This window comes from Peribacillus sp. FW305-BF15, assembly GCF_058783805.1.
In genome coordinates, this window is record NZ_JBYSYV010000004.1 from 78,469 (window position 1) to 94,258 (window position 15,790).

At 41.0% G+C, this 15,790-nt stretch carries 18 protein-coding genes and 1 pseudogene; 7 read left to right on the plus strand and 12 right to left on the minus strand.

Annotation, left to right across the window (positions count from 1 at the left end):
* The first annotated feature begins 2 nt into the window (after positions 1-2).
* Positions 3-431: pseudogene (locus AC3WLU_RS05300) on the plus strand (MarR family winged helix-turn-helix transcriptional regulator).
* A gap of 47 nt (positions 432-478) precedes the next feature.
* Here the strand turns inward: AC3WLU_RS05300 and AC3WLU_RS05305 are convergent.
* Together AC3WLU_RS05305 and AC3WLU_RS05310 are read right to left on the minus strand one after the other, a co-directional pair.
* Complete coding sequence (locus tag AC3WLU_RS05305) at positions 479-1,834, minus strand: DHA2 family efflux MFS transporter permease subunit (protein ID WP_487373854.1); 1,356 nt, start codon at positions 1,832-1,834, stop codon at positions 479-481.
* Positions 1,835-1,869: 35 nt separating this feature from the next.
* The gene (locus AC3WLU_RS05310; RefSeq protein ID WP_262871398.1) at positions 1,870-2,430 is read right to left on the minus strand and encodes a TetR/AcrR family transcriptional regulator; all 561 of its coding nucleotides are present in this window, start codon (positions 2,428-2,430) and stop codon (positions 1,870-1,872) included.
* Positions 2,431-2,660: 230 nt separating this feature from the next.
* Between AC3WLU_RS05310 and AC3WLU_RS05315 the strand changes: the two genes are divergently transcribed.
* Positions 2,661-2,993, plus strand: a complete 333-nt coding sequence (locus AC3WLU_RS05315) for a hypothetical protein (RefSeq protein WP_487373776.1) — start codon at positions 2,661-2,663, stop codon at positions 2,991-2,993.
* Complete coding sequence (locus tag AC3WLU_RS05320) at positions 2,980-3,630, plus strand: O-methyltransferase (RefSeq protein WP_492596923.1); 651 nt, start codon at positions 2,980-2,982, stop codon at positions 3,628-3,630. The genes AC3WLU_RS05315 and AC3WLU_RS05320 overlap by 14 nt, the downstream gene beginning before the upstream one ends.
* A gap of 396 nt (positions 3,631-4,026) precedes the next feature.
* Here the strand turns inward: AC3WLU_RS05320 and AC3WLU_RS05325 are convergent, their stop codons facing one another.
* The 5 genes from AC3WLU_RS05325 to AC3WLU_RS05345 form a co-directional block, all read right to left on the minus strand.
* Entirely contained in the window at positions 4,027-4,182 is a 156-nt protein-coding gene (locus AC3WLU_RS05325; protein WP_082854535.1) for a DUF1540 domain-containing protein, read from the minus strand.
* 142 nt (positions 4,183-4,324) lie between these two features.
* Positions 4,325-6,118: a carbon starvation protein CstA gene (gene cstA / locus AC3WLU_RS05330; protein ID WP_492596924.1), complete on the minus strand. Its 1,794-nt coding sequence runs from the start codon at positions 6,116-6,118 to the stop codon at positions 4,325-4,327.
* Positions 6,119-6,259: 141 nt separating this feature from the next.
* Complete coding sequence (locus AC3WLU_RS05335) at positions 6,260-7,006, minus strand: LytR/AlgR family response regulator transcription factor (RefSeq protein WP_492596925.1); 747 nt, start codon at positions 7,004-7,006, stop codon at positions 6,260-6,262.
* Positions 7,003-8,760, minus strand: a complete 1,758-nt coding sequence (locus tag AC3WLU_RS05340; protein WP_492596996.1) for a LytS/YhcK type 5TM receptor domain-containing protein — start codon at positions 8,758-8,760, stop codon at positions 7,003-7,005. Before AC3WLU_RS05340 ends, AC3WLU_RS05335 begins: the two co-directional genes overlap by 4 nt.
* A 203-nt stretch (positions 8,761-8,963) precedes the next feature.
* Entirely contained in the window at positions 8,964-9,113 is a 150-nt protein-coding gene (locus AC3WLU_RS05345) for a hypothetical protein (RefSeq protein WP_492596997.1), read from the minus strand.
* A 146-nt stretch (positions 9,114-9,259) separates the two neighbouring features.
* On the opposite strand from AC3WLU_RS05345, the gene AC3WLU_RS05350 reads away from it, so the two are divergent.
* The 3 genes from AC3WLU_RS05350 (at position 9,260) to AC3WLU_RS05360 (ending at position 10,472) form a co-directional block, all read left to right on the plus strand.
* Positions 9,260-9,595 (plus strand): response regulator transcription factor, encoded by a 336-nt coding sequence (locus AC3WLU_RS05350; protein WP_492596926.1) that lies wholly within the window; start codon positions 9,260-9,262, stop codon positions 9,593-9,595.
* A 329-nt stretch (positions 9,596-9,924) separates the two neighbouring features.
* Complete coding sequence (locus AC3WLU_RS05355; protein ID WP_034304199.1) at positions 9,925-10,245, plus strand: YbjQ family protein; 321 nt, start codon at positions 9,925-9,927, stop codon at positions 10,243-10,245.
* The gene (locus AC3WLU_RS05360) at positions 10,245-10,472 is read left to right on the plus strand and encodes a hypothetical protein (RefSeq protein ID WP_053536275.1); all 228 of its coding nucleotides are present in this window, start codon (positions 10,245-10,247) and stop codon (positions 10,470-10,472) included. The genes AC3WLU_RS05355 and AC3WLU_RS05360 overlap by 1 nt, the downstream gene beginning before the upstream one ends.
* 64 nt (positions 10,473-10,536) lie before the next feature.
* On the opposite strand, the gene AC3WLU_RS05365 is transcribed toward AC3WLU_RS05360, so the two are convergent.
* The 5 genes from AC3WLU_RS05365 to AC3WLU_RS05385 all read right to left on the minus strand — a co-directional run bounded on the left by AC3WLU_RS05365 (position 10,537) and on the right by AC3WLU_RS05385 (position 14,666).
* Positions 10,537-10,998, minus strand: coding sequence for a carboxymuconolactone decarboxylase family protein (locus tag AC3WLU_RS05365; RefSeq protein WP_492596927.1), 462 nt, complete (start codon positions 10,996-10,998; stop codon positions 10,537-10,539).
* 85 nt (positions 10,999-11,083) lie between these two features.
* Positions 11,084-11,953 (minus strand): RNA polymerase sigma-70 factor, encoded by an 870-nt coding sequence (locus AC3WLU_RS05370; RefSeq protein ID WP_492596928.1) that lies wholly within the window; start codon positions 11,951-11,953, stop codon positions 11,084-11,086.
* A gap of 246 nt (positions 11,954-12,199) precedes the next feature.
* Entirely contained in the window at positions 12,200-12,904 is a 705-nt protein-coding gene (locus AC3WLU_RS05375; RefSeq protein WP_427526673.1) for an LptM family lipoprotein, read from the minus strand.
* A 316-nt stretch (positions 12,905-13,220) separates the two neighbouring features.
* Positions 13,221-13,397, minus strand: coding sequence for a hypothetical protein (locus tag AC3WLU_RS05380; RefSeq protein ID WP_164468801.1), 177 nt, complete (start codon positions 13,395-13,397; stop codon positions 13,221-13,223).
* 372 nt (positions 13,398-13,769) lie between these two features.
* The gene (locus AC3WLU_RS05385) at positions 13,770-14,666 is read right to left on the minus strand and encodes a LysR family transcriptional regulator (RefSeq protein WP_052137140.1); all 897 of its coding nucleotides are present in this window, start codon (positions 14,664-14,666) and stop codon (positions 13,770-13,772) included.
* 134 nt (positions 14,667-14,800) lie between these two features.
* On the opposite strand from AC3WLU_RS05385, the gene AC3WLU_RS05390 reads away from it, so the two are divergent.
* Positions 14,801-15,784, plus strand: coding sequence for a DMT family transporter (locus tag AC3WLU_RS05390; protein WP_492596929.1), 984 nt, complete (start codon positions 14,801-14,803; stop codon positions 15,782-15,784).
* Positions 15,785-15,790: the final 6 nt, after the last annotated feature.

Genomic DNA, 15,790 nt, shown 5'->3' on the forward strand with positions numbered 1-15,790 from the left:
TCATGCATCCCTCCACATCTTATAATGAGGAAAGACTAGGTTTAATGTTATGGTTCCGGATTACACGGATATATAACCAGAGTATCCGCGAATCCAATCAACATTTATAGAAATGGAATCTATCGGCAGCCCAATTCGATATCTTGGTTCAAGTGGGTTCCCATGAACGATTGTCTCAGCAGGAACTGGCAAACAAGCTTTTTGTGACGAAAGGCAATATCACTCAACTATTAAGGAAAATGGAAGAGTTGGGATTGATTAAACGGGAACAGGTATGGAAAACGAAGTACCTGTCATTGACTGAGGAAGGTAAAGAGTTTTTTCATGAAGTCGTTCCAAAACAAGAGCATTTTCAGGCATCACAGTTTGCCAACTTGAATGAAACGGAAAAACAGCAGCTTTTGGATTTTCTTAGTAAGGTTCAAAAATAATAAAAACAGATCACCCGTTTGAATGGTGATCTGTTTTTCTATCTTTGTTACTTCGGTTTTTTCATGAACAATGAAAGCAACACATTCACGATGGCGAAAATCAAACTAATTTTAAATACAAGTGATGAACCAGAGGCAGCAGCTGCTGGTAAATCATTTGCTACATCAGTCAAATAGCCATTTTGCTTCGCAGAGAATAGCGAAACCATGACCGCTATGCCAATTGCCCCTGATACTTGTTGAGATGTTTGCGTAATCGCAATGCCATCCGGATAGAATTGTTTTGGCAATGCATTCAATGTATTCGTTTGTACGGAAGCAAGTACCATGCCAATGCCAAGCATCATCACGATATGCGTAACAACCATGATCCATAGTGCTGTGTCCGTTCCATACATTGCATATAGCCCATAGCCAATGACGACCAGAATCGTTCCTGGTGTAATTACGGCACGTGGTCCATATTTATCGAATAGCCGGCCGATGATCGGGGCAAAAACACAGTTTAATAGACTGCCAGGCAGCATGATAAGCCCAGTGGCGAACGCAGATACCAATAGCGCCATTTGCATATACATGGGTAACACAACCAGCATCGATAACATGTTAAGGAACGTAATCATGTTCATCGCAAGGCCCAGCACAAATAACGGGTATTTGAATGCTTTTAAATTCAACATTGGGTTTTCCATCTTCGTTTGACGGATTGCAAAGAGAATCAGGGCGATCAATCCAACGATGATCATGCCAATTACCGTCATACTAGTCCAACCATGATCCCCGCCTACACTTACACCGTATACAACTCCACCAAAGCCAATCGTCGATAACACAACTGACAAAATATCGATTGATACTTTCCTGGTTTCATTGACATTCGGAATATAGATATAGCCGAAGATAAGCGAGAATAACAAGAATGGAATCGTAAACCAGAATATCCAAGGCCATGATAACGTATCTAAAATCATCCCTGCCAATGTAGGACCGAATGCTGGACCCGCCAAGATGACTAAGCCCATCACACCCATTGCCCCGCCGCGTTTATTCGGTGGAAAAATCGTGAAAATGACACTTTGCGTCAATGGCAAAATGATAGCCAGTCCAGCTGCCTGAATGACACGGGCCGTCAATAACACGCTAAAAACCGGTGCTACTGCAGCAATGACCGTTCCGATAATCGAAAAGAATAAAGACGCCATGAACATTTGGCGTGTTGTGAATTTTTGCATTAAAATTCCTGTTACCGGCACTAAAATACCAAGCGTTAAAAAGTAGCCTGTTGCAAGCCACTGTATTGTCGTCGCATCCACGCCAAAAATGTGGCTCAATTCACCTAAGGCGATGTTCAATGCGGTTTCACTAAAAAGCCCAACAAAGCCTGCTACCAAAAGAGCAGCCATTATCGGTCCTGTTTTAATATGTTTATTATCCACTGTTAAAACTCCTTCAATATATTAGGTAACAATTGCGAAATTACTTTTAGCGGCTTTGCCGATGTTTCGGCCAAACAAAGCATCATTGCCCCTTCGATAGTGGCTGTCATCATCAATGCCATATTGGAAGCTGACTCTTTTGGATATCCATCTTCCAATAGCTTTTTAAAATAAATCCCCTGAATTTTCGCATAGAGATCGGCGCAAGCCTTTCGTACGGGATCACTTAATGTGGCCATTTCACTTACCATGCTGCTAAATGTGTAACCCGTAATCGTCCCTTCCCTTTCTAAATTGACGATCAGCTTTTCAATCATGTAATTTGTCGCTTCAAACGTTGTCGGATATCGTTCAAAAATATCCACGATATCCATCGTAATAACTTCATTCAAAGAATGAAGGCAAGCGATTAATAATTCCTCTTTTCCATTAGGAAAATGGTGATAAAGCGAACCTTTCGTAACATTGCATACTTTTAAGATTTCGCTTAGTCCAACACCTTTATATCCTTTTTGTTGGAAAAGAATCGTTGCATTGTCGATTATCAACGATTTTGTATCCATATCCGTAGCACACCCCCGCCATACCAACCGGTCTATTTGTAACTATAACAAAAAAAAATCTTTGAATGTAAGTACTTTTTTGCCCCTCTAAATAACGAATTCACAATTTAGACAAACTTTTAATTTAATTTTTCTATTCGTTTGCCATTTGACATTTTGTATACATATGTATACATTTAACACAAGAGAGAAAAATGTATACATATGTATACACGGAAAGAGGTTTTCCTATGAGAAATGAAAAATCCAAAAAAGATGTACATCACAGAGGAAAAGTCCATGCTGCACACCATCGTGGCCCAAAAACGTTTCGCCGCGGAAGAGCCATCGCTTTTTTAGACATGATGAACCTTAAACGTTCAACCATTAAGGAACAGTTAGATCAACCAGAATTTCAATCCATTCAGCAAATCTTAGTCGGTGAATTAAAAGCGATTGATATGTTAATCAACGAATTCATTCAATTATTTGAAATACAAGAAAATGAAGAAGCAGCCGAAAAGGGCAGTGAAGAAAAGGAAACTTCCAATGAGAAAGGAATGGAAATGAATGAAACAAATTAACAGTTATATCGATTCATTATTTTATACTGAAGATGATCTTTTGGAAGAAGTCATTGCGTCCATACAAGAAAACGGAATGCCGTCCATATCGGTTTCTCCCTCATCTGGAAAACTTCTTACCATGCTCATATCCATTTCAGGAGCTAAAAATGTGTTGGAAATAGGCGCTCTTGGAGGCTATAGCGGGATTTGCCTTGCCAGGGGATTCGGCAGCGAAGGTAAATTAACCTCCCTTGAATTACAGGAGGAATACGCAAAATTAGCTTATCGCAATCTAACCAAAGCTGGCTTTGGCGATCAAGTATCCTATATGACCGGAGCAGCCCTGCTAAGCCTTGAAAAACTCGCTCATGATAACAAGAAATTTGATTTCTTCTTTATAGATGCTGATAAGGACAATTATGAAAATTACCTGCAATATTGCATTAAACTCGCAGAGCCAGGCGCTTTAATCGTCATGGATAACGTACTTGCAAGGGGCAGTGTCGCAGATCCGGATGCTGAACCTAAACGTCACACTGCCTTTATGAAGGCATTCAATGAAACCGTGGCCAAACATCCTCAACTGGAATCCATGCTAATCCCAATCGGTGACGGGCTGACCCTTTCAAAAGTAATCAATCAAACTCACGAGTAAACGGCCCAAACTCACGAGTAAATAGTGCAAATTCACGAGTAAACTGTTCAAACTCACGAGTAAAACTGCCTAGACTCACGAGTAAACTGCCTAAACTCACGAGTAAATGGCCCAAACACTCGAGTAAATGGCCCAAACACACGAGTAAACGGCGAATTCACGGGGTTATCGCACGAATTCTCGTGGATATCGATCAAATTTTTGATTTTATCGATCAAACTCAGTTTATATCTGCCAAAATCACGAATAAATCGCTCAAACTCACGATATTGTCACCCAAATATCCTTTTCATGAAGAAAAATAAAATGAATTTCTATATTCTTGAATGAAAATGATTTTTATTATCAATAATAAAATAAAAGAAGGGTAACCAGTTGATGGTTACCCTCGATGTTTTAAATTTCTGGATCAAATGTTTTGCAATCCGTTTCTTTGCTATTTGATGCATGGTTCCCTTTATGGCTGACAACATAAATAGCATCTGCACTGCATTTGTTTCCAGAATCCCAATATTTACAATTATTCACTTCACATAGAACATCTTTTGCCATCTTATCACACCTCCTCATTTGCTATCATTAACAAAGTTGTGGTGATTGATACTTTCCTTTTTCAGGTTTTGGGGTCTTGATTTTAATTGTGGGCATCATAACGAACAAAAATCCGGGCAGTTTCCGCCCGGATTTTTTATGCTTAGGCTGATCTTTTCAATAGTTCTGCTTGAGGGATTTTCCAAAGCTCCCGCCATTTTTTCAAGGCGGCAACCAGGATGATCAAGCCCAGGATTAACATGGTGATCGATAATATTCCGTTCAAGATGCTGAATCCTGCAGAGTCCGGGTTCAGGTATACGTTTTTCACCATCCAGTACCCTGCGACATTGACTGTTACATATAAGTAGGCAAGGGGCACGAGGCATGTCCACATATACCAGCGTTTGTCTGCGATTTTCAGTACGACGGTCGCACCGATGATGAGTCCAATCGAAGCCATGAGCTGGTTGGATACGCCAAAGAGTGCCCAGATCGAACCGATGTCCCCAGAGTAAAGCAGGTATCCCCAGATAAAGCAGGCTAATGCGCTGGCGAAGATGTTCCCCGGCAGCCAGTCGACTCGTTTTAATGGTTTATAGAACTCCCCGAAGAAGTCCTGGATTAAGTAACGGGCAACACGTGTCCCTGAATCGATGGCAGTCAATATGAACACCGCCTCGAACATGATGACGAATTGGAAGAAAAATGAAGCCAGTTTGTCAAAGAAGGGGATTTCGGTGAAAATATAGGTCATGCCGACAGCAAGTGTAACTGCCCCGCCTGTCCGTCCCTCCAAATTAATGCCGATTTCTTCACTGAGTTCGTCAAGATGTATGGTTTCCATACCTAATGTTTGAAATACTTCAGGTGTGGAGTTAATCGCAAAATAATCTCCTGGCTGCAGTGAAACCGCAGCAATCAATGCCATGATGGCAACGACACATTCCACAAGCATTGCTCCGAAACCAACGGATTTGATATCACTCCATCGGTTTAACATTTTTGGAGTTGTACCGGATCCGACAAATGCATGGAATCCTGAAATCGCGCCACAGGCGATGGTGATTGAAATGAATGGCCAAACAGGACCGGCTACAATCGGGCCCCCGCCATTAATGAATTCGGTAAACGCAGGAAACTGGATTTCTGGATTCACTACGAAAACGCCGATAATCAATGCGGCAAATACACCGATTTTCATAAATGTACTCAGGTAATCACGAGGTGCCAGCAGCAGCCAAACAGGCAGGGCGGCAGCGAAGAAAGCATAGATCGGCAAAATGATGGCAAGTGTGCTCGCCTCAAGTGTCAATAAGTCGCCAAGTGCCGTTCCTTGAATGTTCGGCCCAAGTAAAATTGCGGCCATGATGAGCCCGAACCCGACGATGGTCGCCCCTTTCAGGTTGCCGGTTTTTTTATGGTAAAGCCCTACACCCATGGCGATCGGAATGGTGATCCCGACAGCGAACGTCCCCCATGGATTGTTTTCCAGAGCATGCAGAACGACCATTGAAAGTCCTGCCATCGTGATCGTGATGATAAAAAGCATCGCGAGTCCTGTACAGAAGCCTGCTACAGGTCCAAGTTCTTCTTTCGCAACTTCCGAAAGGGATTTTCCGTCTTTACGCATCGACGCGAAAAGCACGACGGCATCATGGACCGCTCCCCCGATTACAGCCCCGATCAGAAGCCATAATAAACTTGGCAAATACCCGAATTGTGCAGCAAGGATGGGTCCCACCAAAGGACCAGCCGCTGCAATGGCTGCAAAATGGTGGCCGAATGCCACCCATTTATTTGTTGGAACATAATCTTTTCCATCTTCTAATTTATGGGCCGGTGTCGGCTTGGAATCATCAAGTTTTAATACTTTGAGTGCTATGAATGTCCCGTATAAACGGTAGGCAATCATTAATATACAAATGGAGCCTATGACAATTGTAACCGCATTCATATTTGAACCCCCTCTATTACTTACATCGTAAAAAAATGATATCACAATGAAAGCGAATTCAATGGGTTTTCAAGTTATAATGCAAATATCGAGGGATGGACTGCATTATGATGAAGGTAAAATGCAGAATTATGAAAATTTTTAAAAACCGATCAGCTGCTTTAGCTCCTTCACATACGTCCGGCTTACCGGGATGTTTGATCCGTCACTCATAATGAGATTATAAGTCGAGTTGAACCAAGGCTGTATTTCGGATATATGGATGACATTCACGATAAAACTGCGATGCACCCGTAAAAATGAGGGCTTATCGAGCTTCTTTTCAAGCACGATGAGAGGGTCGCCGATTTTATATTCATTTTTCCCGGTTTTAATGACCGTCTTTCCTTCCACGAGACCTATGAACAAAATATGATCCCGGTCGATCAAAACGATCCGATCATCTATCTCTACAGCCAATTTACCTGTCTGTTCCACCGCCATTCGGCTGGCGGGAGCTGCTGTTCCGGATTCGTCTTTCCCGATTTGACGCTGCTTCATGAGCTTATCCAATGTTTGACGTATCCTTTTTTCATTAAAGGGCTTTAATAAATAATCAAATGCATATAACTCGAAGGCTTGGAGGGCAAACTCATCATAAGCGGTCGCAAAAATGAGCGAAGGTGCGGGGTCAAGTTCCGCCAGTTGCTTAGCCAACTGCAAACCATTGCCATCTGCAAGCTCAATGTCCAAAAAGACAAGTTCAGGTTTAAGGCGGGAGATATCCCTCAAGGCATCTTCTATCCCCTCGGCCTCACCCACGACTTCAACTTGCCTGCTTCTCTTCAATAGATATTTCAATTCATCTCTAGCCAGTGGTTCATCCTCTACGATAAATGCTTTCATCATCGTTGCCATACTCCTTTCTCGTTGAGTGGTATTGATATGTTCACTTTGGTTCCGTGACCCGCTTCACTTTCGATCGAGAGGCTGGCCTGACCTTTATAGATCCCTTCCAGCCGTTCACTGATATTATGAAGGGCCGTTCCTGTTCCCTTAGCCGATTCTACAGCATGCTTGCCCAATTCATCTATTCTCCCGCCCGGAATCCCTTTTCCGTCATCCTCGACAACAATGTGCACCGCATCGTCTTTAAAGTATGCGCGGATGATGATTTGACCTTTGTTTTTCACATGTGGAAATGCATGGTGTACAGCATTCTCAACAAGTGGCTGCAATGTGAATGGAGGGATGAGAACTTCCTTAAGCCTTGGCTCAATGCGATAATCGATATGATATTTATCTGGAAAACGCGCCTGCTCCAGTGATAAATATGCGTTAACATGCTCTAATTCCTTTTCTAGCGGCACCAGTATTTGGCGGGCCCCTTGTAAATTAGAACGAAAGAAGGCACTGAGCTCCTGCAATAAACTTCTTGCCTTCTCGACATCCGTCCGGCATAGAACGGATATCGTATTGATTGCATTGAATAAAAAGTGAGGATGGACCTGTGCCTGCAATGCTTTTATTTCAGCATCTTTCAATAATTTCGTTTGCATTTCCGCTTTTGCCAGTTCCAATTGAGTGGAGAATAGTTTGGCCAATCCTTCAGCTAACTCTTGTTCCACTTGGCTTAATTTATCCGGATGCTTGAAATACATCTTCAAAGTCCCGACCGTTTTCTGTTGGACCTGCAACGGCAGGACTACGGCCGCTTGCAATGGACATTGATCATGAAAGCAATAAATGTCCTTTTTTGTTTTGGCCACAATGATTTTCCCTTGTTCAAGGGCTTGTTTCGTTAAGCCTGTCGCTATCCCCACCTTAGGGACATGGTGATCTGACGCAGCACCAACATGGGCAAGCACGCTATGTTCATTGGTAATGGCCACGGCATCGGCTTCAGTCAGCCCCAAGATGATTTCGGCTATTCTCTTGCATGAAGTTTGATTCAGGCCTTGCCGGAAAAAGGGCAAAGTCTGATCCGCAATCAGGAACGCAAGATTGGTTTGTACGGCCCGAGTCCGGTCTTCGTCCCTTGTGATCGACTGAATGATGAGCATGAAAAGTAAAGTCCCGAATCCATTGATGATGATCATGGGAATCCCGATTACTTGTACGAGCTCCCACGCCCTTTCAAAGGGTTTGGCCGTCACCAGGATGATACCCATTTGGATCGCTTCCAATGCCATGCAAATGGGCAGGGCAAACCAAGGGGTGATTGTCCCATGCTTTCGCCGCCTTTTCCCCAAAAGACCCGATAAAACCCCAGCCAAAATTGCAGCGACCGCACAAGCCCCCGCCGTAAAGCCCCCGAGAAAATAACGGTGAAGCCCCGCAATCAAACCTACTCCCAACCCAACAAAAGGTCCTCCCAGCAGACCGCCGATAGCCACGCCCATAATTCTTGTGTTGGCAATCGCGTTATCGGGATCAATCTCAGCATGCCAATCACCATCCGGCATGGCATGGTTTCCGATTTCGATTCCTGTATAGTTACTTATGATGCCGAATGTTCCAAAAAGTGCGATAAGCATGATTTTCTTCGACATTTCATGTTCATGGCCTATCATTTGCCGAAAGGGTTTCATATAAGAAAGCAGGAAGGCAGCAATCACGATGATCCCCACTTTTTCAAACAGCGACGGTAATAAATCAACCAAAGCATTCATCCCTTTTCTGGCTTTTTCATTCATCTTACACCAGCCATGAAATCCTTGTCGAATTTTGTTTTTACGATTTCAAGAACATGGAAAAAATGAGGGACCATATCGGAGAAAAAGCTAGAATATGATTCAATCTAAAAAAAGCCTATAAATACCAAGGCTTTTTCAATAGAAAGAAATCATTTTATCCGAGTCGTTTTTCAAGGAATCGGACAACTGACGAGAGTAGTTATTATATAGGAAATCCAGGCATCCTGCTTTGCCAAATTGACAAGCAGCGCAGGTACATTAAGTATCGAACCTCCTATCGTAAATATGATGACCAATATAAGAAATTCTCCTGAGCTAATTTTGCCTTCTCGAGCAAAATCAAATTTCCGGAAAGGATTTTAGTGTTATATCTTCCCCCTTCCATGAAATTAAAAATAAGGAATTGCAAGGCTATGTAGGTATATTCACAACGGATGATAGTGAAAATTTCAAAATGATTTCTGAAATGCTCGCTAATCAAATCTCCTACGAGTTACATGTCTACCGTGAGAAATTATTAATTGAAGAAATAATAAAAACAGATAGATCGTCTTTATTCACCAGGGAACCGCATAATGTTGATTTGCGAATCATCCAGAATATAACGCAAGGTCTCAAAGATAAAGAAATAGCTGATAATCTGCATATTAGCGTTTCTACAGTTCGTAACCATATAAATAAACTGTTTGAAGAATTAGACGTGGCCTCCAGATCACAATTAATCAGCTTGCATTATGAAAATAAATTGCATGAAATTCTTCATGAAGTGAAGATGGAAAACCGCAATTTAAAGTACTTTTAGAAATAAAAAGCGAAATTCATTTTGAAGGTATGCAATGAGCATCATAAATCTACACATATATAACAATCAAAAAACAGCAGTAAAAACACTGATGAATTTAATCCCATTTCTTTTCTGCGAAATGGGATTTTTTATGCTTACCCGACATATGTTATCCATTGTTAAGAGGGGTAAAGCTTATATTATGTTAAAATTTAAAGGAATGATTATTGCGCTTGATAAAAAAGGAACTACATATAATATTTAAGCTCATTTGTTTATGCTTTCAGTTCAGGAAAATTTCATGAGTAGTTTTAAATAATAAAGTAAATAAGTCGGAGGCGATTAATGTGTTGGTAGTTACCACAGAAAAAATTGAAGGATACAAAATTGTAGAGGTAAAAGGGCCTGCCTTCGGTCTAATTGTAAGAAGCAGAGGGATTGGCGGCGATATCATGGCAGGGTTAAAGTCCCTGGTAGGCGGAGAGATCAAGCAATATACAGCGATGCTTGAAGATTCAAGAAAAGAAGCTATGGACCGTATGATAAAAAATGCCAATGAAATGGGTGCAAACGCAATTATAATGATGAGATATGATTCTGGGGAAATCGGTACGAATATGAGCGAAATCGTTGCATATGGAACTGCCGTCATTGTGGAGAAAATATAATGAAATTCATCATAGGGTACTATATATTGCAAATTATTATAGCTATCTTATGCATTTTACTTGGATACTTTATCTATGATAAACGGTTTAAACGCAATCACGGTGTAAAAGTTCCTGATGGATTTCAATCGACAGATGAAATAAATATAGACCCCGTGACAGGAGAAAAAACAAGGGTGTATTATAATCCTGATACGGGTGAACGCTTTTATAAAAAAGAAAAATAATTTAAAAGCCACGTGTTTACAATTAAAACCCCTTGTAATCATACAAGGGGTTTTGATAACGACATTATTTTTCCATTATAGGCTTATAGTGCCCTGGTATGTTTTGGGCTGAAATGGCCAATCGGTTCCAGCCATTGATCGTGATGATTATGGTAACGAGATCGATATATTGTTTTTCATCAAAATGCAGGCGGACCCTCTCATACAGTTCATCAGGTACACCGTTTGCGGAAATGGCCGTGACCGCTTCCGTCAATTCCAGCGCTGCCCTTTCCGAATCAGAATAGAATGGTGTTTCACGCCAAGCACTCAAACAGTAAATTCTTTGTTCCGTTTCACCCATTGCCCGGGCATCCTTTGTATGCATATCCAAGCAGTACGCACAGCCATTGATTTGGGAAGCGCGAATTTTTATCAATTCGATTAATGCGCTATCGATTTCCGTTGTTTTCTTGTACTCCTCCAAACCCATCATTAATTTGACCACTTCACGATTTGTCTTCATGTAGTTAATCCGTTGTTCCATGTCTATCTCCTCCATTAAATCTTTTTAGGTTCCACTTATAAGACAAAATAGAGGTTTGATTTGTGACATCCAAAAAAAAGATCCCTCAATCTATCACAGGGATATGATTTAATTTATCGGGATTGGTGACAATGAAGATTTTGCGGATATTTTTTTGTTTTGGATCTATTTCAAAGCAGATGACTTTGGTAGGCTTTCCTTCTTTCATTTGCAAAATTCCCTCCTGTCCATTGACCATCACCGGAAGAAGTTCTCCTATGAAGCCTCCTTTAGCGGAAATGCCTTTAAGAAAGGCGGATACGCGCTGTCTGGTTACAATTGGGTTTAATGCAGAAAGCACTTTTCCTCCGCCGTCAGTAACAAGGACAACATCTTCTGTAAGAAGGTCCAAAAACTCCTCAAAGTTTCCTGTCGCAGATGCTTTTATGAATTTTTTTGCCAAAAGATCGACATGTTTCGTATCCTCCGGATGGACGGGCCTATCATTCTGTAATTTCCGCTTCGCCCGGCTGTAGATCTTTCTGCAGTTCACTTCATTCTTTTCCAGCATCTCGGCGATATCTTCATAGCTGTAAGTGAATGCTTCCCTAAGCACGAAAACCGCTCTTTCAACAGGTGAAAGCTGTTCCAGCAAAACGAGGAAGGCATATGCAACCGTTTCATCCGTTACGACCTTATCTAGAGGCTGATCTGTTTCGTTTACCCGAGGTTCTGGCAGCCAAGGACCTGTGTAAACCTCTCTTCTCTTACGGGCTGATTTTAAAAAATTCAGACAGCGATTTGTCGTGATTTTCGCAAGATATGCTTTCATGTCCTTAATTTCGTCGGTATCAAGCTTAAGCTGCAGGAATAAATCATGAACGATATCTTCTGCATCGGTAACCGATCCAAGCATCCGGTATGCAATGGAAAAAAGAAAAGGTCGATATGTCTTATATAATGTATCCAACTCCACCTGCTTCACCTATTTTCTATCAAATTCGTTTTTCGAAAACCTATGACTAATTATTCTCTAACCTAATCATTTATCCTTCTTCACCTAAATAGACCAGACTATCCTATCATACAAAAAAGAGCAGCAAAAGAGCTGCTCTCAGACTGTAGACAAACTAGCTCCCTGCCTTTCAACAGGATTCCTTACCGGACAAATATATTACCACTCTCTGTTAAAATGGTGTACCCAATTTCGGATACTCATTGATCAAGTTGCTTCATACCATACGATATCATCAAACATTTTTACAACCCGCGGTATGAAGCCTTCTTCATAATCTTCCGGGTATTGCACGATCGCATAGTAAACACGGTCGCCATGTTGAAAAACGGACACTGTACCTAATATGGAGTAATTACTGCCCTTCTGACTAATGTCAAATTCCACCTCAGACCAATCAAATCGGTTAGGCGAATTATCAGATGGCTGTTTTATCTCAAAGCCGTTGCTTATCACAACTTCCCTCGCAAACTCCTTCTGTTCTTCTATTGTCGCATTCGTACCCTCACTTTTGGAAAAAATCTGAACTTTGGCATCCTCATTTCTATCGCCTGCAAAATTCGCAAAAACAATCATTGCATCTCCTTCACCAGAACTGGCCTCTTCAACGACCATGTCATCCACGATGTAGGTTGAGAATCCCAATGCCTGACTATGATGAAGCGTGAATTGGAATGGTTCTTCCATACCTTCCAATATAATTGTATCCGTTTTCGTATTTGGCAGACCTTTTGTCGGGTCTTCAACCGATTCACCTGGAGGATCTTCATCTTGCCCGTCGATTTGCTTAGGATTATCATTTGGCTTTTCTGAAATTGGCGGAGATTCCTTATTTCCCTCCTGGACTCCTTTACAAGCACTAAGCCCTGTTACCAAAAAAACGGCTGCCAAAATCAACAATATCTTTTTCATTGGAACCCTCTTTTCTTGTGTTTTAACAAATTATTATACGGTCCCATATGGAAAAAAGTTACACTACGCTTCATTGAAATATCAGACTTTATCGACTAAAAAAGATCGATACTCCACTCGTTCCGAAAAAGAAAATATGAGATTGATTCACTTTGATGCGTCTATATCTTTATTTAACTAAACCATTCAATAGATAGTTTGAGTAGGAGTGCTTGAATGTATGATAATGTAAAGAATCGCACGTTCAAAAGGCCGCCAATTGGCGGCCTTCACTTCCCTTGCCTTATATGTACTAATTGAAAAATATATGTTTTGGTTAAGATCCAATGCTATGTTCTACTGCAGTATCCCAATTAGGAAAATAATACAATGCATTCTTCATTAACTCCGGATCTGACTTCTTTACCTCTTTCTTTCGAGGTAGCTTCCCTTCTTTTTCTACTAAGTCGGAAATTTGATTCACGACTTCTTCAACACTCATATTTACTTCCATCTCTGTTCCCTCCTTCTTGTTCCTATTTATATTTTTTCCCAATTGATGAAAAGTAATACAATTTTTCTGTAGCTAAACTACCAGTTTAGTTTAAGAAGGTTACTTGAATGTATGATAATTGAAAGGATCCTACAGACAAAAAGCCAACGAAATCGTCGGCTTTTTGTCTAAATAATTCCCAAAATACTTTCTAGAAGTAACATGATTAATAAACGACAAGCATAAGGAGCCGAAACAATAATAAATGCCATACCATGCTATATCGCTGTCCCAGTTTCGCCATGTTTTTTATGTTTTACTTTTTATGAATAGTTTCGCAGCCTATTCAGCAATCCTCTATCATTCTATGCAAAGCGATTTGCTGCTCACCCTTCATATCACCTCAGGAGCTGTTTCTGGATTTTGCTTGAACCGGTCTTCATGATGAGCTTCAATCGTGTGCAGAAAGCTTTTCATGGAGTTTGTCATATAAGCATCTTTACGGTGAATGAAGACTGTCGAGATATTGCGGTATTCTTCCGGAATTGGATGCACGTGGACTTTTTCATTGGCTGTTAGGTGATTTACCGCCGATTGTGGTACGAGGGTAATGCCAAGGCCGAGTGTTACGCTGGTTAAGATCGTTTCCAATACATTGAACTCCATGATCCTTTTGGGCATCACCTCTTCTTCCCTCAGCCATTGTTCCAGTTTGGAGCGATAGCCACACCCCTGACTGAATACTAAAAATGGTTCTGTTATGATTTCTTCAAGGTTAAATGTTTCATTTCTTGTAACTAATACAAGTTTTTCTGTACAGACATCGTATGGCTGAATGAGCGGATGTTTGATCGGTCCTGTAACAAAAGCGCCATCCAGCCTGTGTTCAATGACATCTTTGATTAAGTCTTCCGTTAACCCCGCCTTTATGGATAAATCGACATTTGGATACTGTTTATGATAGGAGGCTAGAATCTTGGGAAGATCGCTGACCGTTTCAACTGTACCGATGTTCAATATCCCTGTAGGTGTTTCACTATCCAGGAATACTTGCTTGAGTTCTTCTACATCAAGCAAAATTTTGTTTACATACTCCAGCATCTTTCTGGCCTCCGCAGTTAGTGACATGCCACGTTTATGCCTATTGAATAAAGGCGTCCGTAACTCCTGCTCTAAATGCTTAATCCTCGCCGTTACATTGGATTGGACGTAATTCAACTCAACAGCCGCCTTACTTACGCTGCCATATTTAGCGACGCACTGGAATATTTGCAAATCCCTCATTTCCACAAAAGTGCCCCCCTTTCTCAACTATCATTAATAATGATGGTTATATTCATTTTAAGTCATTTTACATGATAATGACTTTATCATAAGGTGTGTATAGGAATTAAATCAATCATTATTTTTGAGGGGAAGCTTTTATGAAAAAAAATCAAGTTTTAATCGGTGCACTTTTATGTTTGACTGCCAGCATTTCTTGGGGAGCGATGTTTCCAGTTGCAGAAAGGGCCCTTATGTATATTGATCCTTTTTATTTCGCTTTTTTGCGATATTTAGCTGTTAGCGTCATTTTAGGGATATTGCTTTTAACGAAAGAGGGTAAGAAGTCTTTTAGCCTGGAAGGGCAAGGAAAGAAATTATTGTTTTTTGGGACGATGGCTTTCACTGTCTACAATTTTCTCATTTTCGCAGGTCAAGATTTACTGGGGCATAACGGGGTGATTGTTGCTTCCATCATGGAATCATTAATGCCCATGATTTCAATTTTAATTTTGTGGGTTTTCAAAAGTGCCAGACCCATGAAGTATACAATCGCCAGCATGCTCCTTGCCTTGATAGGGGCCATTCTTGTCATTACCAATGGCAGCTTATCATTCGTATTTTTATTGAAAGATAGCATCATCCCTATCCTTTTCATTCTTATCGGGGTTATAGGGTGGGTTATTTATACGATGGGCGGCAACCAATTTAACGGATGGTCAACACTTCGCTATTCGACTTTAACATGCATTTTAGGAACAGCCGTATCAGCCATCATAATCTTCCTCGCAACGGCAATGGGCCTGTCCGTCCCTACGGCAGAGGTTATGCAATCCATTTATGGCGAGATGATTTTCATGATTATTTTCCCTGGTGCCATAGCCCTTTTAAGCTGGAATTTAGGCATTAAACTATTAACACCGATCAATGGAATCCTATTTATCAATTTAGTTCCAATCACCACGTTGGCCATCGTTTTCAGCCAAGGGGGATCACTATCATCCTACGAATTACTCGGAACTTTTTTAGTGATATATGCTTTGATTCAAAACAATTATTTTCAAAGAAAAAACTTGCCTTTCCGGGTTGAGAAAATGAATTCAAGTGAGAAGAAACACTTAATTAAAGGTACACAACATCAATAGGAGGGC